Below are 24,455 nucleotides of genomic sequence, written 5' to 3'. Positions count from 1 at the left end.
CGCTCGCCATGCTGGCACGGTTTCTGAACGTGTTCAACTCTCGGTGAATGGTGGCCGGACAGCATGCGTGTCGCGTCGGTCCGGCGCGTTCGGAGAACCTCAAGTGCCGTGCGCTCATGCGCGGAAGGTGCGGCGATACGTGTCCGGGGGGACGCCCACGGTGCGGTTGAAGTGGCGGCGCAGGGTCGTGGCGGTACCCATGCCGGTGGCTTCCGCGATGGTGTCGACGCTGTCGTCACTGACCTCCAGCAGTTCCTGGGCACGGCGGAGCCGCTGGGTCAGCAGCCACTGGAGCGGGGTGGTGCCGGTGACCGACTTGAAGTGGCGGCCCAGATGGCGGGAGCTCATGCGCGCCTGGCGCGCGAGGTCCTCGACGGTCAGAGGTTGGTCCAGGCGGGCCAGCGCCCAGGGGAAGAGATCGGCGAGCGGGTGGTTCGCGGGAGAGGGTACCGGGGTGGTGACGTACTGGGACTGGCCGCCGTCCCGGTGCGGCGGGACGACCAGGCGCCGGGCCACGGTGTTGGCCACGGACGAGCCGTGGTCGAGTCGGACGATGTGCAGGCACAGGTCCATGGCGGCGGCTTTGCCCGCTGAGGTGAGGACGCGGCCGTTGTCCAGGTACAGGACGTCGGGATCGACCTCCACCTTCGGGTAGCGCGTTGCGAGTTCCCGCGTGTGTGCCCAGTGCGTCGTGGCGCGCTTCCCGTCGAGCAGACCGGCGGCCGCGAGTACGAACGCGCCCGTGCACAACGACGCCACGCGGGCGCCGGCTTCATGGGCCTCCCGTACGGCGTCGACCAGTTCGGTGGGCGGGTCGACGTCGACGTCGGACCAGCCCGGGACGATGACGGTGTCGGCGTGCCGTAGGTGGTCCAGCCCGTGGTCCGGCGAGAGGCGGAAGTTGCCGATCCGTACGCCCTCCGGGCCACACACGGCGACCTCGTACCAAGGGACCTTCACGGCGTCCGGGGGCGGGCCGAAGACCTCGTACGCGAGGGACAGTTCGAAGTGGAGCATTCCATCGGTGACGGCGATCGCGACAGTGGCCATGTCCGGAATTGTATGGTGCGGTTCGTTCCAGACACTGGATTCCGGGTTTCTGGCCGGCCAGGGTGGGTGCAGTTGATCGTCCGAGAGTGCACCGGCGTGCAGCTGGCGGCGTAGTGGGCAGCCGAAAGTCTCCGATCCCACCCCCTGAACACGCCACGCACACCATGGGTTCGGCGATGGCAGGAGCCGGACTCGCACGACCAACGACCACCGACCACCGGCCTCGGTGCCACGGTCCGGCACCTCCGCCATGTCATCGCTGCCGCCACTGGCCCCTCGCCCGTGATCCCCGGCAGGGGACTCGCGACCTCATGGAGGGACTCGGGCGGGACTCGGGTGGGCGGGGAAGGGCGCAGGCGCCGATCGGCGAGTTTAGTATCGAATGATACCGTCGTGATCGAAACCTTGAGGGGAGCTGTCGCGATGGGTTCGTTCTGTCGCCCTTCCCCACACGCAGCGTGAGCGGACGGGAGTGATCATGAAGATCGCAGTGGCCGGTGGCACCGGAGTGGCCGGACGAGCGGTGGTGGAGGTACTGCGGGCCGGCGGACACGCACCCGTAGTGCTGTCGCGCGGACACGGCGTCGATCTCGTGAGCGGGTCGGGGCTGGATGCCGCGCTGAGCGGGGTCGAGGCGGTGATCGACGCCAGCAATGTGACCACGAATCGCAAGTCGGTCGCCGTCGGCTTCTTCGACAAGGCGGGACGGAATCTCGTCGGGGCGGCCGAGCGGGCCGGGGTTCGGCACCTCGTGACCCCGTCGATCGTGGGGGTCGACCGGGTCGGGCACCCGTACTACACGGGCAAGTTGCGGCAGGAGGAGATCATCCAGGGTGGGGTGGTGCCCTGGACGATCATGCGGGCGACGCAGTTCTACGAGTTCGTGGGGCAGGCGCTGAGTGGTGTCCCCGGGCCGATCGCGCTGGTGCCGACGGCGGTGGTCCAGCCCATCGCCGTACGGGAGGTGGCCGAAGCCCTCGTCGACCTCGCCCTCGGACAGCCAAGGGGGATGGCCCCTGAGCTCGCAGGTCCGCAGGTCGAGTCGCTGGTCGACCTGGCCCGGCGCCTCATCGCCGCGGGCGGCGCGCGCCGACGCCCGGTCGTGCCCCTGTACCTCCCCGGCGCGATGCGAAAGGGAGGCCTGCTGCCGACCGGCCCCGGCCCCCGCGGCACGCAGACGTTCGCCGACTGGCTCAAGGAGGAGAGCCCTGCGAAGCCGTCATGACGAAGTCCCGTCCCGTGAGCCCGGCGACGTCCTCATGACGAAGTCCGGTGTCGCGAAACGAACGAACGGACGGGCAGGGCCGGTCTGAGCCAACCGGTCCCACGAGGGGCAGCGGTCAGAGCGTGGCCGTCGCCACCAGGTGCGACAGACTCACCGTCCGCTCTCAAGGCGACTGGGCCGGTCGCAGCCCTCGGCGAGTGACCGCGGCCAACGGGGAGTCGGCGCATGCTGACGTCTCCCCGAATGCCCTGCCACACCGGCCGGCCGGGCAGTAGAGTCCGCATGTGCGTTGATCTTCCGGGCGGCAGCCGTGCGCAGCCGCAGACAGTGCAGGGAGCCCTTTGCGTAAGGGGCCCCAGCAGGCATACCTGTCGTCACCGCAGCGGAGATCCACACCATGACTGCTCAGCAGCCTCTCACCTACGACGCGCTCGTCGAACGAGCCACCGCTGATTCATCCGTCGTCGGGCTCGTCCTCAAAGGTTCCCGAGCCCACGACGGCATGATCACCCGACACTCCGACCACGATCTGTACGTGGTCGTCGCCGATGACGCCACGACCGACCTCGCCCGGTTCGCGGGCCACCGCACCGCCGAACTGGACCTCGTCGTCGTCTCTCTCACCGAGTTCCGTGCGGCCGGGATGCCAGGCTTCGAACGCTACGCCCTCGCTCGCGCCCGGATCGTGCTCGACCGGCTCGACGGAGGCATCGCCCGGATCCTCGCCGACAAGGCACGTCTGGGGGCCGACGAGGCATTCCAGGACGCCCGCGGCCGGCTCGACGCCTACGCCAACTCGCTCTACCGCTCTGTCAAGAACCACCGGGACGGCCAGGCTCTCGCCGCTCGACTCGACGCCGCCGACAGCGTTCGGTTCCTGCTCGAACTGCTCTTCGCTCTCGACCGTCGCCCCCGTCCCTACAACAAATACCTGGAGTGGGAGCTTGCCCGACATCCGCTTCCGGGCTGGGACACCGACGTGTTGCTCCGCGCCCTGGACCGCATCTCGGCAACAGGCGACGTATCTGAGCAGCGGCACCTTTTCACCCTTGTCGAGGCGACGGCACGAAAGGCCGGACACGGCGAAGTGCTGGATGCATGGGGCGAGGACCTTGCCCTCATGCGACCGCAATAGGGAGACAGCGTCTCCCTGGTTGGAGCCCGCGCCGCGCGCCCGCGCGCCCGCGCGCCCGCGCCGCGCCGCGTACCGGCACGGATGACCTTCCAAGTCGCGAAGACCGAGGCCGTGCGCAAGGCTGATCAGTTGACCGCTCCTGTCGCGGGGTGCGGTGATGCCGAGGACAGGGAGATCTCGTGGTGGGGGAATGGTCCACGTGGTGCGGCGAGTGGCTGGGATCGCCGCCCGTCGAGACGCTCTTCGAACACGCCCACCTGTCCACGGTCGTGGGACTGCGGCTGGCGGACGGCCGTGAAGTCGTCGTCAAGGCAAGGGCGTTCGAGCACCGGCTGGCCGGTTGCCAGGAGGTGCAACGGCGTCTGCACCAAGCCGGTTTCCCGTGCCCGGAGCCGCTGGTGGGGCCCAAGCCTCTTGCCGGACAGGGGCCGTTGAGAGGCCAGGTCGTCACGGCCGAGGCACTGGTCCCCGACGGCAGCGTGCTGCCGCCACGTCCTGACGCACCCGAGCTGTTCGCGGCGGCGCTGGCCCGCCTGATCAAGACGGCGCCGTCAACTGCGGACGTACCGTCGCTTGCTCCCGCGCCACCGTGGAACGGCTGGGACCACGACGACCCGCGCCCCTGGCCGTGGCCGGACGACATGGACGTGGATCTCAACGACCGCCCCGGCCCCGGCTGGCTGGACGAGACGGCACGCCGAGTGCGCGCTCGGCTGCGGCGCGCCGCCCTGCCCGAGGTGGTCGGCCACGGCGACTTCGAGTCCCAGAACATCCGCTGGAACGGCGCCACACTGCACGTGGTCCACGACTGGGACAGCGCCGTCGCACGGCCCGAGGCGGCCCTGGCCGGGCTGGCCGCCGCCGTCTTCCCCCTGGGCGGGCCAAAAGACCGGCCCGCGACCGTCGCCGAGACCGAGCGGTTCCTGTCCGGGTACGCCCGATCCCGCGGCCGGCACTGGACGCGTGAGGAGTCCGAGGTGGCCTGGGCCGCGGGGCTGTGGGTCCTGGCCTTCAACGCCAAGAAGGCAACGGTCGCCCGGCCGGACGGCTCCGCAGCCGCTCGGCTGACCGAAGAAGCAGCCGAGCGGCTCCGCAGGGCCGACGCCTGAACCGTGTGGGCTGAGGCGCGCCCGGCAGCGATGCGCAGCCGGGGTGTCATGGCTCGCCACGGGCAGCACCGGCCGCAACCGGCCGCCGGACGAGGAGCGGGCCGGCCTCCGTGAGCGGGGCACCCCGCCCGTGGTTCAGCTCACGCTTCGTGGACCGTTCAGCGTGTGGCGAGGAGTTCCAGTGTGTCGATGACGCGGTTGGAGAAGCCCCACTCGTTGTCGTACCAGGCGACGACCTTCACGTGTCGGCCGTCGACTCGGGTGAGGGCCGCGTCGAAGATCGACGAGGCGGGGTTGCCGACGATGTCGGAGGACACGAGGGCGTCGTCGGAGTACTCGAGGACACCGGCCAACGGGCCCTGCGCGGCGGTGCGGTAGGCGGCCAGCACGTCGTCGCGGGTCACCTCGCGGGCGACGGTCGTGTTGAGCTCCACGATCGAGCCGACCGGCACCGGCACACGGATCGAGTCGCCCGACAGCTTGCCGTCGAGGCCGGGCAGGACGAGGCCGATCGCCTTGGCGGCGCCCGTCGTGGTCGGCACGATGTTGACGGCGGCGGCGCGGGCGCGGCGGGCGTCGCGGTGCGGGCCGTCCTGCAGGTTCTGCTCCTGCGTGTAGGCGTGCACCGTGGTCATGAAGCCGTGCTCGATGCCGGCGAGGTCGTCGAGCACCGCGGCCAGCGGCGCGAGCGCGTTGGTCGTGCAGGAGGCGTTCGAGACGATCGTGTGCACGGCCGGGTCGTACGCGTCCGTGTTGACCCCGTACGCGAGCGTAACGTCGGCGCCGTCCGACGGGGCACTGACGAGCACCTTGGCCGCTCCCGCGTCCAGGTGGGCGCGGGCCGCCTTGGCCGACGTGAAACGGCCGGTCGCCTCCAGCACGATGTCGACGTCGAGCTCGGCCCACGGCAGCTGGGCCGGATCCCGCTCGGCGAGCACCGTGATGCGCCGGCCGTCGACGATCAGGGCGTCGCCGTCGACGGTCACCGGACGGCCGAGCCGGCCGGCGGTGGAGTCGTACGCGAGGAGCCGGGCGAGGGTGGCGGGCTCGGTGAGGTCGTTGACGGCGACGATCTCCAGGCTGCTGTCGCGCTCCAGCAGGGCGCGCAGCACGTTGCGTCCGATGCGGCCGAATCCGTTGATGGCGATGCGAGTCATGTGTGGTGTCCCTTCGGTTCCCCACCAGCCTCGCGTGCGGGATCCGCCCGTGGCCGTGGCGAGAGCGCCATGGTTCGAAAGGATCGCGCCAAGCGCCGGACGGCAGGTCTACTCGCCGCGTCGGACGGCGGGGCTACTCGCCTCGGGTGAACGTGCGCCGGTACTCGCTCGGAGTGGTGCCGAGGATGCGCTGGAAGTGCATCCGCAGATTCGCGCCGGTGCCCAGACCGACGTCGTTGGCGATCTGCTCGACGCTGCGCTTCGAACGCTCGAGCAGCTCGCGGGCCAGGTCGATGCGGGCGCGCATGACCCACTGCATCGGTGTGTACCCGGTGTCTTCGGCGAAGCGGCGCGAGAACGTGCGCGGTGAGACCGCCGCGTGCTGGGCGAGGGCTTCGAGGCTGAGCGGCTCGTCGAGCCGGTGCAGGGCCCATTCGCGGGTGGCGGCGAACCGCTCACCGAGTGGCTCGGGCACGCTGCGCGGCACGTACTGCGCCTGGCCGCCGCTGCGGTAGGGGGCCGCGACCAGGCGTCGGGCCGCGTGGTTCGACGCGGCCACCCCGAGGTCGCCGCGCAGGATGTGCAGACACAGGTCGATGCCCGAGGCGGCGCCGGCCGACGTCAGTACACTGCCCTCGTCGACGAACAGGACGTTCTCGTCGATCCGGATCAGCGGATGCTTCTCGGCGAGCGCGTGCGTGTAGTGCCAGTGCGTCGTGGCGCGCTTGCCGTCGAGCAGGCCTGTCGCGGCGAGCGCGAAAGCACCGGTCGAGATGGCGGCAAGCCGTGCGCCTCGCTCGTGCGCGGAGACGAGCGCGTCGACGACGGCCTGTGGCGGGTCGTCGCGGTCGGGGAACCGATAGCCGGGGATGAAGACGATGTCGGCCCACGCCAGCGCGTCGAGACCGTGGTCGACGTGGTAGGCCAGGCCGTCGCCGCCGGTCACCAGGCCGGGTGCCGCACCGCACACCCGCACCTCGTACGGCATGCTCGCCCGGGTCGTGAACACCTGAGCGGGGATGCCGACATCAAGCGGCTTCGCACCCGCGAGGACCAGAACGGCGACGCGACGCAGGCGGGAGGAGGACACGGGGAACAGGGTACGAGGTCGCGCATCAGATGCCTGGAGACCATGCCTCGGCGCACGGATGTCCCTGACTCCGCATCTGCTGAAGTGGGGCGGCAGGTCTCCCCGGGAAACAGCGTCGCCGCAGCGGGAACTGGGGGAATGCGATGATGGGAGCATGGGACGACAGAGGACCAAGCCGGCTCCGACGCCGCCGACCACCACGCGTGGTCGGCGTACTCGTGATGCGCTGGTCCTCGCCGGGCGGGAAGTCCTGGAGCAGCAAGGCTGGTCGGTCTTCAGCCCTGAAGCAGTGGCCCAGGCGGCAGGCGTCTCGTACGGGACGTTCTACACGTACTTCGAATCCAGGGACGACCTCCTGCGGCACATCGTCCGGTCGGTCGCCGGCGAGATGTTCGCCTCGAGCCTGGTGTCGCCGGACACCGCGGACGACCCCTACACGAAGCTCGTGGAGTCGAACCGTCTCTACCTGCGCGCCTGGGACAAGGCGTCGAAGGTGCTGCGGCTCGTGGATCAGGGGGCGGCCGCGGACGAGACCATGCGGCAGATGGTCCTCGAGATCCGTGAGTTCTATGTCAGCCGTGCCACGCGAGGCCTGCGGCGACTGCAGGACGAGGGGCTGGCGAATCCGAACCTGGACACCCGGCTGACGGCCCTGGCGTTGGGCTCGATGGTCGAGCAGGTCGCCCACGCCAGATCCTCCATGGAGGAACAGTTCGACGAGGACACAGTCGTCGACCACCTGTCACGGCTGTGGGCCGCAGCCATCGGGATGCGGGGCACGCCGGACGACGACTGGGCCGATCGCGCCCGTTCCTCCGCGGACACAACGTCCAGCTGACCTGGACAAATAACCACGCCGAGGTGTTCCCGCCGACAGGCTCGGAACGGCGAGGTCGAACGGCTCGCCTCTAGGGTGCGCGCGGGGCGGTCTCGCCTCAGCCATGGGGCGACCTCTCCATCGAGCCGCGCTGCCCGTGAACTCGCAAGCGGGCAGGCGTCGTTCCGACCCCCGCACTCCCGCCGTTCCCATGAGCGGCCCGGCCTGCAGCTTTCCGAGTGTGCACCCGACCGAACGGTCTGGCTGACTATTTTGTCAAAGCAATGAGTATCACAGTTGGGTCGGTCGACAGGTCCTGAGCTCGCGCGTCCTTGAGATGTCCCGTTGTCACGCTGAACATGCGGAAATATCGCACCCGTCGACTCTCCATACGCCCCTCGATCGCGTAGGCGGAGGCGAATCCGCAGACTTGACTATTTTGTCAGTTTGATTGACGCTGCCGTCATTGCGGCTCCAGCTCACCGTGAGCAGTGGAGCTGTTCACGTTCGAGCTCCAGGGAGAGATGCGCATGGACATCCAGTTCGATTTCGGCGGCAAGCGGGTGGTGGTGTTCGGTGGTACGTCGGGCATCAACCTCGCCATCGCCGAGGCGTTCGCCGCGAGGGGCGCCGCGGTCGCGGTGGCCAGCCGGAAGCAGTCCAACGTCGACGCGGCCGTGAAGCAGCTCGGCGCGCACGGGAACGCGGTGCGCGGCTTCGTCGCCGACGTGCGGGACACGGGATCCGTCGCGGACGTGTTCGAGGCGGTGAGCTCGGAGTGGGGCCCCGTCGACGTCCTGGTCTCCGGGGCGGCAGGCAACTTCCTGGCCGAGGCGAACGAGCTGTCGTCGAACGGCTTCAAAGTGGTCGTGGACATCGACCTGAACGGCACCTTCCATGTGATGCGCGCCGGGTTCACGCACCTGGCTCCCGGCGCCTCGGTCATCAACATCACCGCGCCGCAGGCGACGATCCCCGTGCGGTACCAGGCCCACGTGTGCGCGGCGAAGGCGGGCGTGGACCAGCTGACCCGGGTTCTCGCGCTGGAGTGGGGTGGCAAGGGCATCCGTGTGAACGCGATAGCGCCGGGCCCGATCGCCGGAACCGAGGGCCTGGCACGGCTCTCGCCGGGGGACGACCCGGGTGGCGCGAGGTCGGTCAGGAGTGTCCCGCTGGGGAGGTTCGGAACCAAGGAGGAGATCGCCGATCTGGCGATGTTCCTGTCGTCCTCCGCTGCCGCCTACATCTCCGGCGCGGTGATCCCCTGCGACGGCGGGGGCTCGTTCGAAAGCATGCGCGCGATCGAGGAGGCCGGCCGCCTTCTCGCGTCGGCCCCGCGGTGACGGGCGTGCGACCACCCTCTCTCAGCACCGCGAAAGCCCATGACCGGGCCGTGCCCGCTCTGCCCCTCACGCCGCAGGAGCCTTCCGCATGAAACGTCAGCTCTACACCGAGGACCACGAGGCCTTCCGCGCGATCGTCCGTACCTTCCTGGAGAAGGAGGTGCTGCCCCATTACGCGCAGTGGGAGAAGGACGGCATCGTCCCCCGCGAGCTCTGGCGGGCCGCCGGCCGGCAGGGCCTGCTCGGTCTCGCCGTGGGGGAGGAGTACGGGGGCGGCGGGAACTCCGACTACCGGTACAGTGCCGTGCTCGCCGAGGAGTTCGGCCGCGCGTACGCCGCCGGGTTCGCCATCGGCCTGCACAACGACATGATCGGCCCCTACTTGACCTCACTGGCGACCGATGAGCAGAAGCGGCGCTGGCTGCCGGGGTTCTGCAGCGGTGAGATCGTCACCGCGATCGCGATGACCGAGCCCGGTGCCGGCTCGGACCTCCAAGGAATCCGCACCACCGCCGAGGACCAGGGCGACCACTGGGTTCTGAACGGCTCGAAGACCTTCATCTCCAATGGCATCAACGCCGACCTGGTGATCGTCGTCGCCCGGACGACGCCCGAGGGCGGCGCTCATGGGATGTCGTTGCTGGTCGTCGAGCGGGGTATGGAGGGCTTCGAACGCGGCCGGAACCTCGACAAGATCGGCCAGAAGTCCCAGGACACGGCCGAGTTGTTCTTCAACGACGTTCGCGTCCCCAAGAAGAACCTCCTCGGTGACCTCAACGGGGCCTTCCTGCACCTGATGACGAACCTCGCGCAGGAGCGCGTCACGATCGCGGTCGCCGCCGTCGCCGGGACGGAGCGCCTTCTGGAGATCACCACCCGGTACGTGAAGGAGCGCGAGGCGTTCGGGCGGCCGCTGGCCAGACTCCAGCACGTCCGCTTCGAGATCGCGGAGATGGCGACCGAGTGCGCCGTCACCCGGGCCTTCCTGGACCGGTGCGTCGAGGAACACGCGGGTGGTGCGCTGGATGCCGTCCACGCCTCGATGGCGAAGTGGTGGGCGACCGAGCTGCAGAAGCGTGTCGCGGACAGGTGCCTGCAACTGCACGGCGGATATGGCTACATGACCGAGTACCCGATCGCCAGGGCCTTCGCCGACGGCCGTGTCCAGACCATCTACGGCGGGACCACCGAGATCATGAAGGAGATCATCGGCCGCTCCCTGCTCGCCTGATTCCGTCTGCCGTCACAGCACTCCGTCCTGCGCTGGACGCACGCGGGACGACCGACCAGCGCGCGGGAGGCCAGGTCACCGCCCGTGTGTGCGACGGACGCGCCTACGGGGTCGTGGACGCGTCCGTCGCTTCTCGTCGTTCCGCCGACGTCAGCTCAGCGGTTCGATCCAGATGTTGCGGTAGCGCACTTTGTTGCCGTGGTCCTGGAGGCGGACGGCCCCGGCTGACAGCCCCTCCGACGCGCCTCCGCCGGTCGGACCGTCGATCGCGATGTCGTCGTGGATCTTCTTGCCGTTCCAGACGACGGTCACGCGAGCGTCAGCGGTCTTGGTGCCGTCGGCGTCGAATCGTGCCGCACGGAAGGTGATGTCGTAGGTCTGCCATGTTTGCGGAGCCGTCGCCGCGTTGATGTCCGGCGCCTTCTTCAGATAGATCGCTCCGGCTTCGTTCGTGTCGAGTGTCGTGTCACCGTAGGAGTCGAGGATCTGCAGTTCGTAGCGGTCCTGGAGGTAGACGCCGCTGTTGCCTCGGTCCTGGCCGGTCACGTCGTCCGGCAGGAGCGGGACGCGGAACTCCACGTGCAGCTTGAAGTCCTGGTAGGCGTCCTTGGTACGGATGTCGCCGCAGCACACCTCCATGGACTGCTCGTCGGTCAGCGGCCATTGCACGGCCCGCCCGTTCGTGTGCTGCCACTGACTCTGCGAGCCGCTGGTGCCGTCGAAGAGGGTGATCCGGGTGCCATGCGGGCGCACGGTGATCAGGTCCAGGTTCACGTGGCCGGTGTCGCCGGAGTCGAACCGGTACGCGATGGTGTTCTTCCCCTTGCGGAGATCGACCCGCTCGGTCTGCGTCGACCAGGCGTCCCAGGTGCCGGTCGAGGCGAGCTTCGTCTGTCTCAGCTTCTGCCCATTGGCGTACAACGAGAGCGACTTGGTGCCCTGGAAGGGGTTGGGCCCGTTGGAGTAGCGCAGGTTCACGTCGTACTCGCCGGCCTCGGGCACGGTGACGTCGAAGGTGGTGGCGCCCTTGCCCTCGGTGTTGTAGCGATCGACGAAACCGCTGCCGGAGTAGCCGGTGTGGTCGGTGTTGATTCCCGCCGTCCCGGTCAGCCGAGCTTCCTCTGCCTCATACAGTGTGGCCGGTGGCGGTTGCTTTCCGGGCAGGGCATTGAGGGTGTACCAGGCCTCCGTGCTCCACAGTGCCTCACCCGAGGCGGATGCGAACGGGCGTGGGGAGCGGACGTGCACGACGCGGCCGGGCTTGAGGCCGTCGACCTGCAGATGGACCGTGCGTCCGTCGTCGGCGAGCGTTGCCGAGCGGACGCCGAGCCGCTCCTCTGCGATCTTCGGCCCTCCGTAGTCCGACGTGGGGGTGTAGCGCCACTGCTCGGCCTGGTAGCGGGAGGCCAGCTTCTCCGCGGTGGCCTGTGACAGCGGTTGGGTGTACTCCAGGTCGAAGCCGCCTTCCACGGCGCGCATTTCCTTGATGTCGAACGTGTTGCCGCCGTTGGGCGCCAGTTTCTGCAGGCCGAACTTCAGTTTTCCTTCCTGGCCCCAGTTGCCGTCGGCACCGAGCCCGCCCGCGTAGATGGCGCCGTCGGGCCCCATGGTGATGCGGTTGACGCCTGCTTCGAGTCCTTGCGTATAGCGGAACACGGCGCCCTGGTACTGGCCCTTCACCTTTTCCAGGTAGGCGCGCTGGAGCCCGCCGTAGGTGACGTCACCGAAGAGCATTTGCCCGGCGTACCGGCCCTTGGTCAGGTAGAGCGGTGTGCTGGGGGAGTTGGCGATCTCGTTCTGCGGCAGCCACAGCACCGGTTGGGTGACGGAGCGGTCGTCGAAGGGGCCCTGCGGCTCGGTGTAGTGGTTGAAGAAGCGGTCCTGCTTGATGTGGACGAGCTTCGATGCGGGGAGCCAGCCGCCTTGGTTGTCGGTGGTGAAGATGTCGCCACCGGGACCCCAGCCGATGCCGTTCGGGGTGCGCAGACCGCCTGCGACCGGGTGGATGTCCCCCGTCTTCTTGTTGATCTTGTACGTGGTGCCGCGGCCGGGGGCCGGCTGCGGAGTCGTGGTCGCCCCGCCGTAGTTGATGGCGACGGAGAGGTTCACATAGAAGTAGCCGTCACGGTAGAGCAGGCCGAAGGCGAACTCGTGGAAGTTGCCGCCGTAGGGCCATGTGGCGATCCTGCGGTACTCGTCCGCGACGAAGTCCCCATTGCTGTCGACCAGTTGGGTCAGCTCATGCTTCTGCGACACGTACAGCGAACCGTCGACGTACTTGATGCCCATCGGTTCGCGCAGTCCGCTCGCCACCTTCTTCACGGTCACCTTGTCGCGACTCGTCTTTCCGGTGACGTGGTCCAGGAGGTACACCTCGCCCGCCGTGGTCTGCGAACCACCCCATGTGGAGATCGCCAGGCGGCCGTCGGGCAGCCAGTCCATGCCGGTGACTTGGGGGTCGAAGCCGTCCGGGCGCAGGTCGGTGAGGTCGAGGTCGGGTCGCACATCGGTCAGGGGCAGGCCGTCGCCGGGGCTGTCCGCCCCCGATTCGCACTCCTTGCGGCCCGGTGCGGTGACCCGGACGACCCCGCTGTCGGTGCTCAGTGCCTCGCTCGGCACGGTGGTGAAGTCGTCCGCGCCCGGCGGCTTCCAGGCGAGCGCGAGGCGCTGTTCGCCGCCGGCTTCGAAGTAGTCGATGCGGAACGGATGTGATCCGGCGCCGAGTTGGACGGATCCGTCCTTGGGTTCGGCCGCGTGGAGTCCGTCGTGCTCGATGACCGTGCGGTCGTCGACGGTCAGCCGTGAGCCGTCGTCGCTGGTGAGGCGGAAGTCGTACGTTCCGTCGCTGGGCACGACGAGGTAGCCGGAGGCCTCGGCCATGAAGTTGTCGGCGAAGCCGCCGAAGTCACCGGTTGTCGACCAGTCCACGGTCGGCATTAGCTTGTCGATGTTGGGTGTCTGGCCCGGCTTGAGCGTGCACAGCTTGCTGAGCGGAACCTGGGTGTCGAAGACCCGCAGGGTCACTCCCGGTTCCTGGGGCGGGATGTCGGCGCCGGTGGCGGCGGTCGAAGGCGCTGCCCACACACCTCCCACAAGGAAGCTGCCCAGAAGCAGCGGAGCAAGCCGTCTTCGGGCACGTGAAACCAACCGTCGATGCATCGGACCTCCAGTCGGACCGGAGGTCGTCGGGTCGCACTCCGGTCGAGCTTTCCCTCTGCGCGGGCGGCGTGCAGAGGGTGCGGTACTGGTGCGGTTGTGTCGATACGGTAGGGGTCTTTCGCGGAGTGCGTCCATACTTTGTCATCAGTGAGTTCAAAGTTCACCGCTCGCCGGCGGAAGCGCTGATGCGCGCCGCAGCAGCAAGAGGGCAGGAATCTTCGTCGAGCTTCTCAACTGGACTGGATGCACCGGGCTCTGACCGGCCTGATGGTCATCGGTGCGGTGGGCGTCGCCAGTGGACCGCTGTCGGGCAGGGAGCGGCGGGAACACGTCCGGCCCAGCTCTCGCCGGACCAGACGTGGGAAGAACCCGGGTCACCCGGAACCTCTGCCGCCTTCTTACATCGGCGGACGGCTCTCCAACTCCCGCTGCCGGGCAGCCAGTGCCCGTGCCAGCATCTTCGCCCGGTAGGGGTTCGCCGCGCTGAGAGCCGTCGCCACCTTCACCGCCTCATCCAGCAGGGCCAGCCGTTGCTCCGGCAGGTCCCGCACCAGGGGCGAGGTGCTGGCCTCCACCAGGACGTACGCCAACTTCGATCCGTACGCCTCCGGTTCGACCTGTGTGAGAAGGCGGTACGCCCACAGCCCCTCCGCGCCGCGTACCACCCGTCGGTTGGCGCTGAGCAGCTTGACCCTCGCCAGCACGACCATGTCCTGATCCAACGATCCCCCTCTGTTCCCATGCTCCCGACGTGCCCGTCGCACGACGAGACAGCACGGCGAACGCACCGGCAGCCGAGGACGGTTGCCGGTACGGACGCCGGAAAGTGGATGACGACGAGTTTGCGGGCGGACCAGTACCTGCGACAAGCCCGGACGGACGTGCTCTCCGTCCTACCGAAACAGCCGCCGAACAGGCATGATGGACCTGACACTCACCCCAGGCCCGGCCGGCGAACCACCCGACGCGCAGGGATCGCAACACCGGACGCAGAGCAGTTGCCGTACCCGGGCCGGGTCGGTCTGAGGGCGCAGGGCGCGCACCGGGCGACGTCGTATCGCACCGAGGGTGTCTCCACCTCGGCCGGTTGCAGCAGTGTGTTGGCCGCCGAGTCCACGGCAACCTCCGGGCCGCAGGCCCAAGTTCCGCGTGCCAGAGGGTCGTTCAGGAATCAGGTGGTGTGTCGAACGATCCGGTCCCGGAACCGCCGGCGTGAGGGAGAACGTCAGGGCAGGGTCAGGATGCGAGGGCCCTGGTCGGTGATGGCAACGGTGTGTTCGATGTGGGCGGCCCTGCTGCCGTCGGTCGTGCGCAGGGTCCATCCATCGGCATCCGTGCGGTAGGTGTTCTGCCCACCGGCCATGAACATGGGCTCGATGGCGAGGACCAGGCCGTGGCGGAGGGGGAAACCACGGCCGGGGCGGCCGCGGTTGGGGACATGGGGGTCCTCGTGCATGCGGCGTCCGATGCCGTGGCCGCCGAAGTCGGCGGGCATGCCGCAGCCCGCCTTGCGGGCGACGGTGTCGACGGCGTGGGAGATGTCCCCGATGCGACCGCCCACCTGGGCGGCGGCGATGCCGGCGTCGAGGGCTTGCTGCGTGGCGTCGATCAGATCGAGGTCGCCGGGGCGCGGCGTTCCGACGGTGAAAGTGATGGCCGCGTCGCCCGCCCAGCCGTCGAGCTGCGCACCGCAGTCGATGCTCACCAGGTCGCCGTCGCGCAGCCGGTAGCCGGTGGGGATGCCGTGTGACACGGCGTCGTTGACGGACGTGCAGATCACGGCCGGGAAGGCGACCGGAGCGAAGGACGGCCGGTATCCGAGGAAGGGCGACCCGGCTCCGGCCTCGTCCAGAACTGACCGGGCCGCCTCATCCAGCTCCCGCAAGGACACCCCCACGCCGGCTGCGTCGCGCACCGCGGCCAGGGCACGGGCCACCACACGTCCGGCTTCCCGCATCGCGTCCAATGCGGCATCGGTCTTGATCTCCACCATGTGCTTGACTCCTCGAAGCGTGTCGACCCAATTCTTATACCGGTATTAGTATCACGGTCGTGGCGAGGGTTCCTCGTGACGCTGGGGGAGCGGGAGCGGGGGGCGGTCGTGCGGCGAGCGGTTCGGCGCGCCGCTGTGTCGAGCGTGCGGCAGCCGAAGTGTGGTGGAGGTGGCGGCCGCGGAGGGGTTTCCTGGGGACCCTGGGCACGATCGAAACCGGCCGTGCCCCGCCCCGGTCCCTTTTGCCATCGCGGCCCCAGTCCACCGCGTCCCCCGCTTCATCAGCCGTCTACGCTCTCGACATGCAGCGCAGCAATGTCACACGGGACGACGGCGCATGGACGGGCCTGTCCCTGGACGTGCGGGATCGCCACCGGCCGGGACTGTGCGTACTCAGTGCAGGGCCGCGGCTGCTGATCTCCCAGCAGTCGCATCCAGTGCTGCTCGCCGATGTCGACGAGCACTTCCAGGGCGTGGACTTCTGGCGCACCGACGCGTACCGCTCCTGCATCCCACCCCTGCGCGCCGATGTCGCGCGTGCCCTGGCGGGCAGTCCGGAGCGGTGGGCTCACCGCTTCGCGCAGTACCTCATCGACTCGTCGGGCAGCCCGTTGCACGAGGGCCGATGGCTGCTCTCGGCTCAGAGCCCGCTCCGGCGCCGGCATGGCACTGACGCTTCGCATGCCGAGTACTGGAGCTCGATGCTCGTGGAGGGCCATCCGGACGGATGCATCGACTGGTTCGTCCACTCGAGCTCGTGGGAGGTTCTTCCGCTGCGGCAGATGCCCGAACCGGGCGACAGTCGGGTCAAGGCGTACCGCAAGCAGGCCCGTGAAGGGACCCTCCCGCCGGTCCTGTTGTGGTGGGTCAGTGGCCTGGACTGCCACTTGGTCCTGGACGGTCATGCGCGGCTCGCCGCGGCGATCGCCGAGTCCGTCGAGCCCACGCTGCTGCACCTGCACGGGTCGGCGCCGCGTAATGACCTCGCCGCGCGCATCGATGACGCCGTGGGCTTCTACGAGCGCGAGCTGGCCCGCTTCGCCGAACTCCGTGCGGTCCACGGCCCTGCCGTCCCGGACGGCGCCGCCATCGCCGGCCCGCAACTCGTCCGCCGCCTCCATGAATTGGACGCGGCGGCGCAGCTCACCTGGGCCTGGCCTCTGCCCGGCGGGCAGGCCCAGTGGCGTCGCATCGCACGCGAGGTGACGTCAGGTCAGGACTGGCTTCGTAGTTGAGTCTTGATGCATCCCGTAGGCAGTGCGGGAGGCCCGCACGTGCTGCGAGGCGGCGCGGCCGCTCATGGGGTCCGCGGCCAGTCTCGCCACGTAGGTGAGGGACTGGCGCTGCGGCGGTCCCGCCTCGGTCGTGGGTTCCGGGTCGGCGTGTGCTCGTAGGCCGAGCAGCATGTCCGTCATAGCGTTCACCCTCAATCCATTGCAATGGAATAAGGATCCGCTCGTTGCATTAAAGTCAAGCCATCGCAACGATTATTCTCAATCTACCTGCGAATATATCGACCTTGCGCAATAAATGGATTGCTCAAGATATGAATGCAACGTAGCGTTTCCTTCGTCAGAAACGCACGCTCGAAGGCCTCGCAGGCCGCGAACCGCGCGTTTCACGGGGTGGGCGATCAAAGGGGGCAGACCATGGACACAGTGCAGAGACGCCAGCCGGGGGAACCCGGCAACGTCACTGCCTTCGCCCGCTTCGTGGTCTGCGGCGGCGGAGTGGGCGTCGCCTCCAGCTTCGCTGTGGCGGCCCTCGCTTCCTGGATTCCCTGGGGCTTGGCCAATGCCCTGATCACCGTGGTCTCCACGCTCCTCGCCACCGAGCTGCACGCCCGCTTCACCTTCGGTGCGGGCGTGCGCGCGACCGGGCGCCAGCATGCGCAGTCCGCCGGGTCCGCGGCAGCCGCGTACGCGGTGACCTGCGTGGCCATGTTCGTCCTGCAGCAACTCGTAGTGGAGCCGGGCGCGTTGCTCGAGCAGGTCGTCTACCTGTCGGCCTCCGCGCTCGCCGGTGTCGCACGGTTCGCGGTGCTGCGCCTCGTCGTCTTCGCGCGGCACCGCTCGCAGGTCGCAGGCACCGACCGCACCACGCGTCTCGTGCATGCCACCGTGGCGCGCGACGCGGCACCCGCCGATCCGGTCACGCTCTACCGCGCCGCCTGAACCTTCTGTTCGGGCGGCGCACCCCGCGCCCGCCTCGTGACCGGCATCTTCGCGATGCACCGTGCGGAAAGACGACGCTCGGTACACGGCACAGGTGACGGGTGATCGCGCAGCGGGCGGATCCCGTTTGACCTTGACACGGTGACAAGGCCTTCACTGCTCGCCAAGGAGGTGGTCCCGATGGCCATGGCGAGACAGGACACGGACGCGAAACGAGCGCTCCAGGCGCTGGAGGACGGCCGGTCGTCCGTACGACTGCGAGCGGCTCTGGAGACCGGCACGAGGCCTGACCCGCGCTACGTCGGCAAGCTCATCGAGCGATGCGGGACCGAGCCGGAGTTCTTCGTCCGCGACATGCTGACCTGGGCCCTCACCCGGCACCCGGTGTCCGTCACGCTCCCCGGGCTGTTGCGCGAAGTGCGTTCGGAGCGTGCGCAGGCACGGAGCCAGGCGCTGCACACGCTGTCCAAGATCGGGGACCCGCGGGCGTGGCCGTCGATCACAACGGCGCTCCTGACCGACGCCGACGACGAGGTGGCGCGGAGCGCCTGGCGGGCCGCAGTCCTGCTCGTGCCGCAGGGCGAGCAGTCCGCCTTGGCCATGGTGCTGGCGACGCAGCTCGGGCGCGGTGAGCGCGAGACGCAGCTGAGCCTCAGCCGGGCGCTGGTCGCGCTGGGTGACGTAGTCCTGCCGGCGCTGCGTTCGGCGGCGACGGCCCCTGACCCCGGCGTACGTGCGCACGGGCTCGCCACCGAGCGGTTGCTGCGCGACCCGGATGCCGGATTCGAGTTCGCGATCGAGGAGGCGAAGCGCATCCTGGCCCTCGGCGGCTCCGACCAGGAGGGACAATAGGAAGTGTTGATCGGCGAGGTGGCGCGGCGGTCCGGGGTCAGTGCCCGGATGCTCAGGCATTACGAGTCGCTCGGCCTGGTGCGGCCTTCGGGCCGTACGGGCTCCGGCTATCGGGAGTACTCCGGCGAGGACATCCGGCGGATCTTCCACATCGAGAGCCTGCGATCGCTGGGGCTGTCGCTGCGTGACATCGGGCGCGCGCTCGACGATCCCGGCTTCGCGCCCTCGGCGCTCGTCGACGACCTCATCCGACAGACGCGCGAACGCCTCGCGGCCGAGACCGAACTGCTCACCCGCCTCCGCCGGATCGACGCCGCGGAACCCGCCGGCTGGGAGGACGTCCTCCAGGTCGTCGCGCTTCTCCAGGCACTTGAGTCGAAGAGCCCCGACGCACGCCAGCGTGCGGCCCTCTCCTCGGCCGACGAGGTTCCGGTGCCGGTGGAGGCGCTGGTCGAGGCGGCGCTGAGCGAGACGGAGCCGAACGTCGCCGGAGCCCTTCGATGGGCACTGGCGCGATCGGGCGAGGGCGGCACGGAACTGCTCGCAAAGGGCCTGGGCTCACCGGTGGCCGCAGTACGGGAACGTGCCGTCCGGTCCCTTGCCGAGATGCCCGGTGACGAGGCCGCCGCGCGGTTGCGTGACGCCCTCGCGGATCCCGACGTCGCGGTTCGCGGACATGCGGCTCTGGCGCTCGGGACACGGGGCGTGGCCGACGTGATCCCGACGCTCATCGACATGATCGTGGAAGGAAGGAACGACACCGATGCGGCCGATGCGCTGAGCGCCCTGGCGAGCGACACCGTGACGGCGGATCAGGTCGCGACCGGGCTCGTCGACCGCCTCGCCGACGACACTACCGAGGCGCCCGCACGCGGACGGCTGACCCAGGCGCTGGCGGACATCCCGGGGAACACGGCGTCACGTGCCCTCGTGGAACTGTCGGACGACGAGGACCGGGCCGTCGCGCTGACCGCGGCGTACCTTCTTCAGCTGCGCGACGCGCGGTGAGAGATCTCTTCGCCGGGCGCGCTCGGCCAGGAATGTCGCCCGACCCTGACTCGACACGCGATGCGGTGACCCGAAGGTCGCTGCGCGTCGTGAGGCCGCTTCCGTGTGCCACCGCTGTCGTGACGAATGCTGTGTCGTCGAGACCGTGCGGCGTGTGACTCGCGCCCATGGCAGGTGACTTGGTGGCCGCTGCCTACGCGGAGTCCGACCAAGGCCCCCTCTCCCGGTCGTGTTCGCTGTCGGCTCCGAGGATGTCGTCCCGGACCTGGTCCGGCGCCGACGGCTGCTGCGGCGTCTGTGCGCCCTGCGCCGCGGCGAGCGGGATCAGGTGCCGCTCGGCGCTGTCGAGCAGCCCGAGGTCGGCCCTGGTGTGCGCGATGGCGGCATCGACCAGCAGGGCGACCAGTGGCTCGTCGGCGTGCGCCCTGCGCTGCTGTGCGAGGCCCGCGAGCTCCGACAAGTACGTCTGCCGCTGGGTCTCGATCAGGGACCCCAACGCTTCGCTGCCCAGGGCGACGGCCCCGAGGAGTTTCAGGAACACCTCGTCACGGAAGCCGCCGGTGCGTACCGAGGCGGTGGTCGCCCAGGCGCGTACTTCCGCTTTCCCGGCGGGAGTCAGCGTGTACAGGTTCTTGTCCGGCCGGTCGGGCTGCGCGACTTGTGAGCGCGTGACGTATCCGTCCCGGACGAGCCGTTCGAGGATCTGGTAGAGGTGGCCGATGTTGAGGCCACCCCACTGTGGCCCGATGGTCTCCTCGAACTGGGCCTTGAGCTCGTAGCCGTGGCTCGGTCGCTGCGTCAGGAGCGCGAGCACGGCGTGGTGTAGCGGCATATACGTCCCTCCTGCATTGTGACAATGTACCGTTGCATTGCGGCAATGCAGGGGAGTGGGGGCTGTATCCATGGCTGTGAGCGTGGCGTTGCGAGGGGTGAGCCGGCGGTACCGCGGCCTGATCGCCCTGGACGAAGTCGACTTGGAGGTCGCGCCGGGGGAGGCGGTGATGCTCACCGGCCCGTCCGGAGCCGGCAAGTCCACGGTGCTGCACGTGACCGGCGGGATGGACCGGCCCGACGAAGGCAGCGTCGAGATCGACGGAAAGGAACTGCGCTCTCGGGACCTGGACGGACACCGGCGCCGCATCGGATTCGTCTTCCAGCGCTTTCACCTGCTGCCCGCATTGACGGTGCTGGACAACGTGCTGGCGCCCGTGCTCCCTCGCAAGGTCGACTTCGACCGGCGTGAGCGCGGCACGGAACTGCTGGAGGCGGTCGGCCTGGGCGGGCGGGCCGACGCCCTGCCCGCGGAGCTGTCGGGCGGCCAGCAGCAACGCGTCGCCCTGGCACGCGCATTGATCAACCGGCCGGGACTGCTTCTGGCCGACGAGCCGACGGGCAACCTCGACAGCGTCATCGGCCGGGAGATCATCGACCTCCTGATGTCCCTGCGGGAGCGCTACGGGATGACGATGCTCATCGCCACCCACGACCCCGAGGTCGCCGCGAACGGCGACCGGGTGGTGCGCCTGCAGGACGGCAGAATCACCTCGGACCAGCGGATCACCGCGTCCAGTGATGTGCTCGACCGGCTGGGAGGCCTGCGCCCGTGATAGCGATGATCATCGGGCAGCTCCGGCGTCGGCGCGGGCGCGCGATGGCGCTGGCCGCCGGGATCCTGGTCGCGGCGACCAGCTTCACTCTGCTGACCTCGACCGTGCACACGAGCCAGGCGAGCACCGTGGGCACGGTACGGAAGAACGCCCGGTCCGCGTACGACGTCCTGGTGCGGCCGCCGAACTCGCAGACGGACGTGGAGCGCCGAAGCGGACTGGTCGCGCCCAATTTCCTGTCCGGCACCTTCGGCGGCATCACCATGGAGCAGTACCGGCGCATCCAGCGGATGAGCGGAGTCGACGTGGCGGCGCCGGTCGCCAACATCGGCTACCTGATGGTGCACAACACGGTCTCCGTCGACGTGTCCCGCTTCCTCGACAGCAAGGCGACCCGGCAGATCCTGCGCCTCGCTCCGACGCTCACCGCGGGCCTGAGCACCTATCGCGCCGCCGACCAGTACGTCTACCTCACCCGCAGCCCCCTCACCTCGGGGAAGCACGACGTGTTCGAGTCCGACACCCTGGAGAAGGGCGCGATCGACAAGGGCACGCGGCAGTACGTGATGAACGGGAAGTACAACGTGTGCTTCTACTTCAACGGGGACAAGACGGAAAAGACCCGCTGGAACCTCGAACTGCCGATGATGGAGAGCATCATCGCCGAGGACCTCAGCGACAGATCGGCGTTCGACCCCGACCTGCACTCGCGGATGAACTGCCAGTCGGGACAGGGCAAGGCCACCATCGACATCCCGGTCGCCTACCCGGTCCTCCTCTCCGCCGTCGACCCGCGGGCCGAGGACCGCCTGGTGGGCCTGCGCCGCACCGTCACCTCCGGCCGGATGCTCACCGAACAGGACAAGCCGCAGGTCGTACCGCCCTCGAAGAACCCGAACGGCCAGAGGGAGACGTTCGTACCGGTGGTGCTCAGCAGCCGCCCGCTGACCGCGGGGAAGATCAGCGCCACCGTCGAGCGACTCGACACCGGAGACCCGGCCAAGTTGCCTTCACGACTGGGCAATCCGACCGCCGCCGGCTTCGTCAAGAATCTGCGCGGCACACCCGTGGGCCGGGTCGCCGTCGACCTGAGCCAGGGCTACGAGAAGGCGGTGCCGACCTACGGGGTCGACGCCACCAACTACTGGACCGTCGGCCCTGTCACCTACCGTCGCACATCCGGCGGCGACCTCGCGGTACAGCCGCAGCCGCCGCAGAACCCCGGCCTGTGGGTGACCAACCTGAACCAGCAACCGGTGGCGGACGTCCCCGAGGAGAACACGGGCCCGCAGTACCGGAAGGTGACCAGCCACGCCTCCACCTTCTGCAGTGGTTTGGGCGTGTGCGAGCAACTCGACTACGGTCGCCTGCCGAACCCGCTCTTCCATGTCGTCGGCCGCTTCGACACCGGCAGACTGCCCGGCTTCTCGCCCCTGACCGAGGCCCCGCTGGAGACGTACCAGCCCCCCAAGGTCACCGGCGCGGACGAAGCCACCCGCACGGCACTGAACGACACGTCACTGCAGCCCGACCGCAACCTGGGCGGCTACCTCACCCCACCCCCCACCATGCTGACGACGATGGACTCCATCACCGCGCTGACCAAGAGCCGCCGGACCCCGAACCTCCAGGACACGGCACCGGTCAGCGCGATCAGGCTCCGGGTGGCCGGAGTGACCGGCGTCGACGCCGCCTCCCGCGCACGCGTCAACGCCGTGGCCGGCAAGATCCGTACCGCCTGTCCCGAGCTCCAGGTCGACGTGACCGTGGGCAGCTCACCCACCCCCCGGACCATCGCGCTGAGCACCACGGCGCATGTGACGGAGCGCTGGGTGAGCAAGGGCGTCGCACTGCGGATCCTCAAGGCGGTCGACACCAAGAGCGCCATCCTCTTCACACTCGTCCTGGTCGTCTGCGCGCTGTTCCTCGGCCAGGCGGCGCTGGCCTCGGTGCGCTCCCGCCGCACCGAGATCGGCACGCTGCGCTGCGTGGGCTGGAGCGGCGCGGAAGTACTCCGCCTGGTCCTGGGCGAACTGGCCGCGATCGGCCTCGCGGCCGGGGCCGTGGGGGCGCTGCTCGCGTACGTGCTCGGCAGGCTGCTCGGCCAGCCCGACGCCGGCGCCAAATCACTCCTGGTCCTCCCGGTGGCACTGCTGCTGGCCACGGCCGCAGGCCTGATCCCCGCCTGGCTCGCCACCCGGCTGGGCCCCATGCAAGCCGTCCGCCCTCCGGTGACGGCGGTCCGCCGGGCCCGCCCGGTGCGCTCAGTGGCCGGCCTGGCCATGCTCAACCTCGTGCGGATGCGGGGCCGTACCCTGCTCGGCGCGGCGGGCCTGGCACTCGGAGTGGCCGCCTTCACGGTGCTCCTCGCCCTCACCCTCGCCTTCCAGGGCGAAGTGGCGGGGTCGCTGCTCGGCAACGCGGTCGTGGCACAAGCCCGGACCGCCGACTACCTCAGCGTCGCCTTGTCGCTGGTGCTCGGCGCCGCGGGAGCCGTCGACGTACTGGTCCTCTCGCAACGCGAACGCGCCGCCGATCTCGCCGTACTGCGGGCAACCGGCTGGACCAACCGCGAACTCGCCCTGCTGACCCTGTACGAGGGCATCGGACTGGCTCTGCTGGGCGGCTTGTCGGGCGCCGCGCTGGGCCTGGCGGCGGTGGTGGTGCTCGGGCAGGGCGTACTGCACGGACACCTCCTCGCGATCACCGGCGCCGCACTCCTGGCCACGCTGGCCGCCACCGCACTGGTCAGCGCCGCGCTGACGGTGCCCATCCGGAAGCTCTCCCAGATCGCCCCCGCCCACCTGCTGGCCGCGGACTGATCCTCCCTGCCCCCTGCCTGCTCTCGCCCAGGGCGGTATGCAGTCTGCTCTGCTCCTGCCGACAGGCGGGGGGCACATGGATGGGGCGGCGCGTGGCCTTGGACCGATCATCCGGACCGGCCCCGAACCCGCGGTGGCGCGTTCTAGTCGCCCGAGAAGCCGAAGATGCCCAGGTGGCTGGGCCTGCCATCGGAGTGGAGGACGACGTAATAGCCGGTCCACCGCATCCGACACTCGCCGAGCAGGCTCCGCACGTGCTCCTCGTGGTTCGCAGCCTGATGGGCAACGGCGACGAGTTCCTCGTACCGCTCGACCGTGGGACGGTCGGTGTCGAAGTGGTGCATCACCCGGCTGAGCGCCAGAGGGCGGAGGGTGCCGTAGTCAGAGGGACGAGACGACATCGGTGGGACGTCCGTGGCGACGACCGTGTCGATGTCGAGGATCGTATGGGTGCCCTCCGTCCCCATGAACTCCTCATCCGCGTACAGGTCCTCGAGGCTTCGGTAGCTCGCACCGTCGCCGTACTCGTCCTGAAACACGCTCGCCTGCAACGTCGCCAAAGCCGCCTCGACGTCCCCGTCGTATCCGGTGACGTAGTCCCACCCACTGGCGCCCATCGAGCCACCCTCCCTGAAGATCGTGAACGGTGAAACGGTAGCGGCGGGCACTGACATCCGGCTTTG

Annotated in this window: 20 protein-coding genes; 12 read left to right on the top strand and 8 right to left on the bottom strand. The window is 69.3% G+C overall.

The window, feature by feature from the left end:
- Positions 1-114: 114 nt before the first annotated feature.
- Positions 115-1,050, bottom strand: a complete 936-nt coding sequence (locus tag ACSYGO_RS01510) for a helix-turn-helix domain-containing protein (RefSeq protein WP_460385510.1) — start codon at positions 1,048-1,050, stop codon at positions 115-117.
- Between the two features lie 478 nt (positions 1,051-1,528).
- Between ACSYGO_RS01510 and ACSYGO_RS01505 the strand changes: the two genes are divergently transcribed.
- The 3 genes from ACSYGO_RS01505 to ACSYGO_RS01495 all read left to right on the top strand — a co-directional run bounded on the left by ACSYGO_RS01505 (position 1,529) and on the right by ACSYGO_RS01495 (position 4,519).
- Positions 1,529-2,275: an SDR family oxidoreductase gene (locus tag ACSYGO_RS01505; RefSeq protein ID WP_426679488.1), complete on the top strand. Its 747-nt coding sequence runs from the start codon at positions 1,529-1,531 to the stop codon at positions 2,273-2,275.
- Positions 2,276-2,672: 397 nt separating this feature from the next.
- A complete protein-coding gene (locus tag ACSYGO_RS01500; protein WP_460385508.1) occupies positions 2,673-3,410 on the top strand; it encodes a hypothetical protein in 738 nt (245 codons plus the stop codon).
- Between the two features lie 179 nt (positions 3,411-3,589).
- A complete protein-coding gene (locus tag ACSYGO_RS01495; protein WP_460385507.1) occupies positions 3,590-4,519 on the top strand; it encodes a phosphotransferase in 930 nt (309 codons plus the stop codon).
- 158 nt (positions 4,520-4,677) lie between these two features.
- Here ACSYGO_RS01495 and gap read toward each other — a convergent pair whose 3' ends face one another.
- Complete coding sequence (gap, locus tag ACSYGO_RS01490; protein ID WP_432173483.1) at positions 4,678-5,676, bottom strand: type I glyceraldehyde-3-phosphate dehydrogenase; 999 nt, start codon at positions 5,674-5,676, stop codon at positions 4,678-4,680.
- A 133-nt stretch (positions 5,677-5,809) separates the two neighbouring features.
- Entirely contained in the window at positions 5,810-6,766 is a 957-nt protein-coding gene (locus ACSYGO_RS01485) for a GlxA family transcriptional regulator (protein WP_426679492.1), read from the bottom strand.
- A 154-nt stretch (positions 6,767-6,920) separates the two neighbouring features.
- On the opposite strand from ACSYGO_RS01485, the gene ACSYGO_RS01480 reads away from it, so the two are divergent.
- The 3 genes from ACSYGO_RS01480 to ACSYGO_RS01470 all read left to right on the top strand — a co-directional run bounded on the left by ACSYGO_RS01480 (position 6,921) and on the right by ACSYGO_RS01470 (position 10,157).
- Positions 6,921-7,604, top strand: coding sequence for a TetR/AcrR family transcriptional regulator (locus ACSYGO_RS01480; RefSeq protein ID WP_432187209.1), 684 nt, complete (start codon positions 6,921-6,923; stop codon positions 7,602-7,604).
- Positions 7,605-8,113: 509 nt separating this feature from the next.
- Positions 8,114-8,926, top strand: coding sequence for an SDR family oxidoreductase (locus ACSYGO_RS01475; RefSeq protein WP_426679494.1), 813 nt, complete (start codon positions 8,114-8,116; stop codon positions 8,924-8,926).
- Positions 8,927-9,014: 88 nt separating this feature from the next.
- The gene (locus ACSYGO_RS01470) at positions 9,015-10,157 is read left to right on the top strand and encodes an acyl-CoA dehydrogenase family protein (protein WP_460385506.1); all 1,143 of its coding nucleotides are present in this window, start codon (positions 9,015-9,017) and stop codon (positions 10,155-10,157) included.
- Positions 10,158-10,307: 150 nt separating this feature from the next.
- Here the strand turns inward: ACSYGO_RS01470 and ACSYGO_RS01465 are convergent, their stop codons facing one another.
- The 3 genes from ACSYGO_RS01465 to map all read right to left on the bottom strand — a co-directional run bounded on the left by ACSYGO_RS01465 (position 10,308) and on the right by map (position 15,309).
- The gene (locus ACSYGO_RS01465) at positions 10,308-13,316 is read right to left on the bottom strand and encodes a family 16 glycoside hydrolase (protein WP_460385505.1); all 3,009 of its coding nucleotides are present in this window, start codon (positions 13,314-13,316) and stop codon (positions 10,308-10,310) included.
- Between the two features lie 398 nt (positions 13,317-13,714).
- The gene (locus tag ACSYGO_RS01460; protein WP_460385504.1) at positions 13,715-14,038 is read right to left on the bottom strand and encodes a hypothetical protein; all 324 of its coding nucleotides are present in this window, start codon (positions 14,036-14,038) and stop codon (positions 13,715-13,717) included.
- A 503-nt stretch (positions 14,039-14,541) separates the two neighbouring features.
- The gene (gene map, locus ACSYGO_RS01455; protein ID WP_426679498.1) at positions 14,542-15,309 is read right to left on the bottom strand and encodes a type I methionyl aminopeptidase; all 768 of its coding nucleotides are present in this window, start codon (positions 15,307-15,309) and stop codon (positions 14,542-14,544) included.
- A 302-nt stretch (positions 15,310-15,611) separates the two neighbouring features.
- On the opposite strand from map, the gene ACSYGO_RS01450 reads away from it, so the two are divergent.
- The 4 genes from ACSYGO_RS01450 to ACSYGO_RS01435 all read left to right on the top strand — a co-directional run bounded on the left by ACSYGO_RS01450 (position 15,612) and on the right by ACSYGO_RS01435 (position 19,343).
- Complete coding sequence (locus ACSYGO_RS01450) at positions 15,612-16,544, top strand: hypothetical protein (RefSeq protein WP_460385503.1); 933 nt, start codon at positions 15,612-15,614, stop codon at positions 16,542-16,544.
- A 414-nt stretch (positions 16,545-16,958) separates the two neighbouring features.
- A complete protein-coding gene (locus ACSYGO_RS01445) occupies positions 16,959-17,483 on the top strand; it encodes a hypothetical protein (protein ID WP_460385502.1) in 525 nt (174 codons plus the stop codon).
- A gap of 180 nt (positions 17,484-17,663) precedes the next feature.
- Positions 17,664-18,335 carry a HEAT repeat domain-containing protein gene (locus ACSYGO_RS01440; protein ID WP_460389660.1) on the top strand — a complete coding sequence of 224 codons (672 nt, stop codon included), beginning with the start codon at positions 17,664-17,666 and terminating at the stop codon, positions 18,333-18,335.
- 3 nt (positions 18,336-18,338) lie between these two features.
- Positions 18,339-19,343 (top strand): HEAT repeat domain-containing protein, encoded by a 1,005-nt coding sequence (locus tag ACSYGO_RS01435; protein WP_460385501.1) that lies wholly within the window; start codon positions 18,339-18,341, stop codon positions 19,341-19,343.
- Between the two features lie 193 nt (positions 19,344-19,536).
- Here ACSYGO_RS01435 and ACSYGO_RS01430 read toward each other — a convergent pair whose 3' ends face one another.
- Positions 19,537-20,175 carry a PadR family transcriptional regulator gene (locus tag ACSYGO_RS01430; RefSeq protein ID WP_460385500.1) on the bottom strand — a complete coding sequence of 213 codons (639 nt, stop codon included), beginning with the start codon at positions 20,173-20,175 and terminating at the stop codon, positions 19,537-19,539.
- A gap of 70 nt (positions 20,176-20,245) precedes the next feature.
- Between ACSYGO_RS01430 and ACSYGO_RS01425 the strand changes: the two genes are divergently transcribed.
- Both ACSYGO_RS01425 and ACSYGO_RS01420 read left to right on the top strand, forming a co-directional pair.
- Positions 20,246-20,950, top strand: a complete 705-nt coding sequence (locus tag ACSYGO_RS01425; protein WP_460385499.1) for an ABC transporter ATP-binding protein — start codon at positions 20,246-20,248, stop codon at positions 20,948-20,950.
- Between the two features lie 5 nt (positions 20,951-20,955).
- The gene (locus ACSYGO_RS01420; RefSeq protein ID WP_460389659.1) at positions 20,956-23,772 is read left to right on the top strand and encodes an FtsX-like permease family protein; all 2,817 of its coding nucleotides are present in this window, start codon (positions 20,956-20,958) and stop codon (positions 23,770-23,772) included.
- 143 nt (positions 23,773-23,915) lie between these two features.
- Here ACSYGO_RS01420 and ACSYGO_RS01415 read toward each other — a convergent pair whose 3' ends face one another.
- Positions 23,916-24,446, bottom strand: a complete 531-nt coding sequence (locus ACSYGO_RS01415; RefSeq protein ID WP_432173470.1) for a hypothetical protein — start codon at positions 24,444-24,446, stop codon at positions 23,916-23,918.
- Between the last annotated feature and the right edge of the window lie 9 nt (positions 24,447-24,455).

Source organism: Streptomyces krungchingensis (genome assembly GCF_054729265.1).
This window is presented reverse-complemented; position numbering and strand designations above follow the sequence as displayed.

Coding starts and splice junctions, on each gene's coding strand:
- ACSYGO_RS01510 (WP_460385510.1), bottom strand. CDS start 1,050: ATGGCCACTGTCGCGATCGCCGTCACCGATGGAATGCTCCACTTCGAA.
- ACSYGO_RS01505 (WP_426679488.1), top strand. CDS start 1,529: ATGAAGATCGCAGTGGCCGGTGGCACCGGAGTGGCCGGACGAGCGGTG.
- ACSYGO_RS01500 (WP_460385508.1), top strand. CDS start 2,673: ATGACTGCTCAGCAGCCTCTCACCTACGACGCGCTCGTCGAACGAGCC.
- gap (WP_432173483.1), bottom strand. CDS start 5,676: ATGACTCGCATCGCCATCAACGGATTCGGCCGCATCGGACGCAACGTG.
- ACSYGO_RS01480 (WP_432187209.1), top strand. CDS start 6,921: ATGGGACGACAGAGGACCAAGCCGGCTCCGACGCCGCCGACCACCACG.
- ACSYGO_RS01475 (WP_426679494.1), top strand. CDS start 8,114: ATGGACATCCAGTTCGATTTCGGCGGCAAGCGGGTGGTGGTGTTCGGT.
- ACSYGO_RS01470 (WP_460385506.1), top strand. CDS start 9,015: ATGAAACGTCAGCTCTACACCGAGGACCACGAGGCCTTCCGCGCGATC.
- ACSYGO_RS01465 (WP_460385505.1), bottom strand. CDS start 13,316: ATGCATCGACGGTTGGTTTCACGTGCCCGAAGACGGCTTGCTCCGCTG.
- map (WP_426679498.1), bottom strand. CDS start 15,309: ATGGTGGAGATCAAGACCGATGCCGCATTGGACGCGATGCGGGAAGCC.
- ACSYGO_RS01450 (WP_460385503.1), top strand. CDS start 15,612: ATGCAGCGCAGCAATGTCACACGGGACGACGGCGCATGGACGGGCCTG.
- ACSYGO_RS01445 (WP_460385502.1), top strand. CDS start 16,959: ATGGACACAGTGCAGAGACGCCAGCCGGGGGAACCCGGCAACGTCACT.
- ACSYGO_RS01440 (WP_460389660.1), top strand. CDS start 17,664: ATGGCCATGGCGAGACAGGACACGGACGCGAAACGAGCGCTCCAGGCG.
- ACSYGO_RS01430 (WP_460385500.1), bottom strand. CDS start 20,175: ATGCCGCTACACCACGCCGTGCTCGCGCTCCTGACGCAGCGACCGAGC.
- ACSYGO_RS01425 (WP_460385499.1), top strand. CDS start 20,246: ATGGCTGTGAGCGTGGCGTTGCGAGGGGTGAGCCGGCGGTACCGCGGC.
- ACSYGO_RS01420 (WP_460389659.1), top strand. CDS start 20,956: ATGATCATCGGGCAGCTCCGGCGTCGGCGCGGGCGCGCGATGGCGCTG.
- ACSYGO_RS01415 (WP_432173470.1), bottom strand. CDS start 24,446: ATGTCAGTGCCCGCCGCTACCGTTTCACCGTTCACGATCTTCAGGGAG.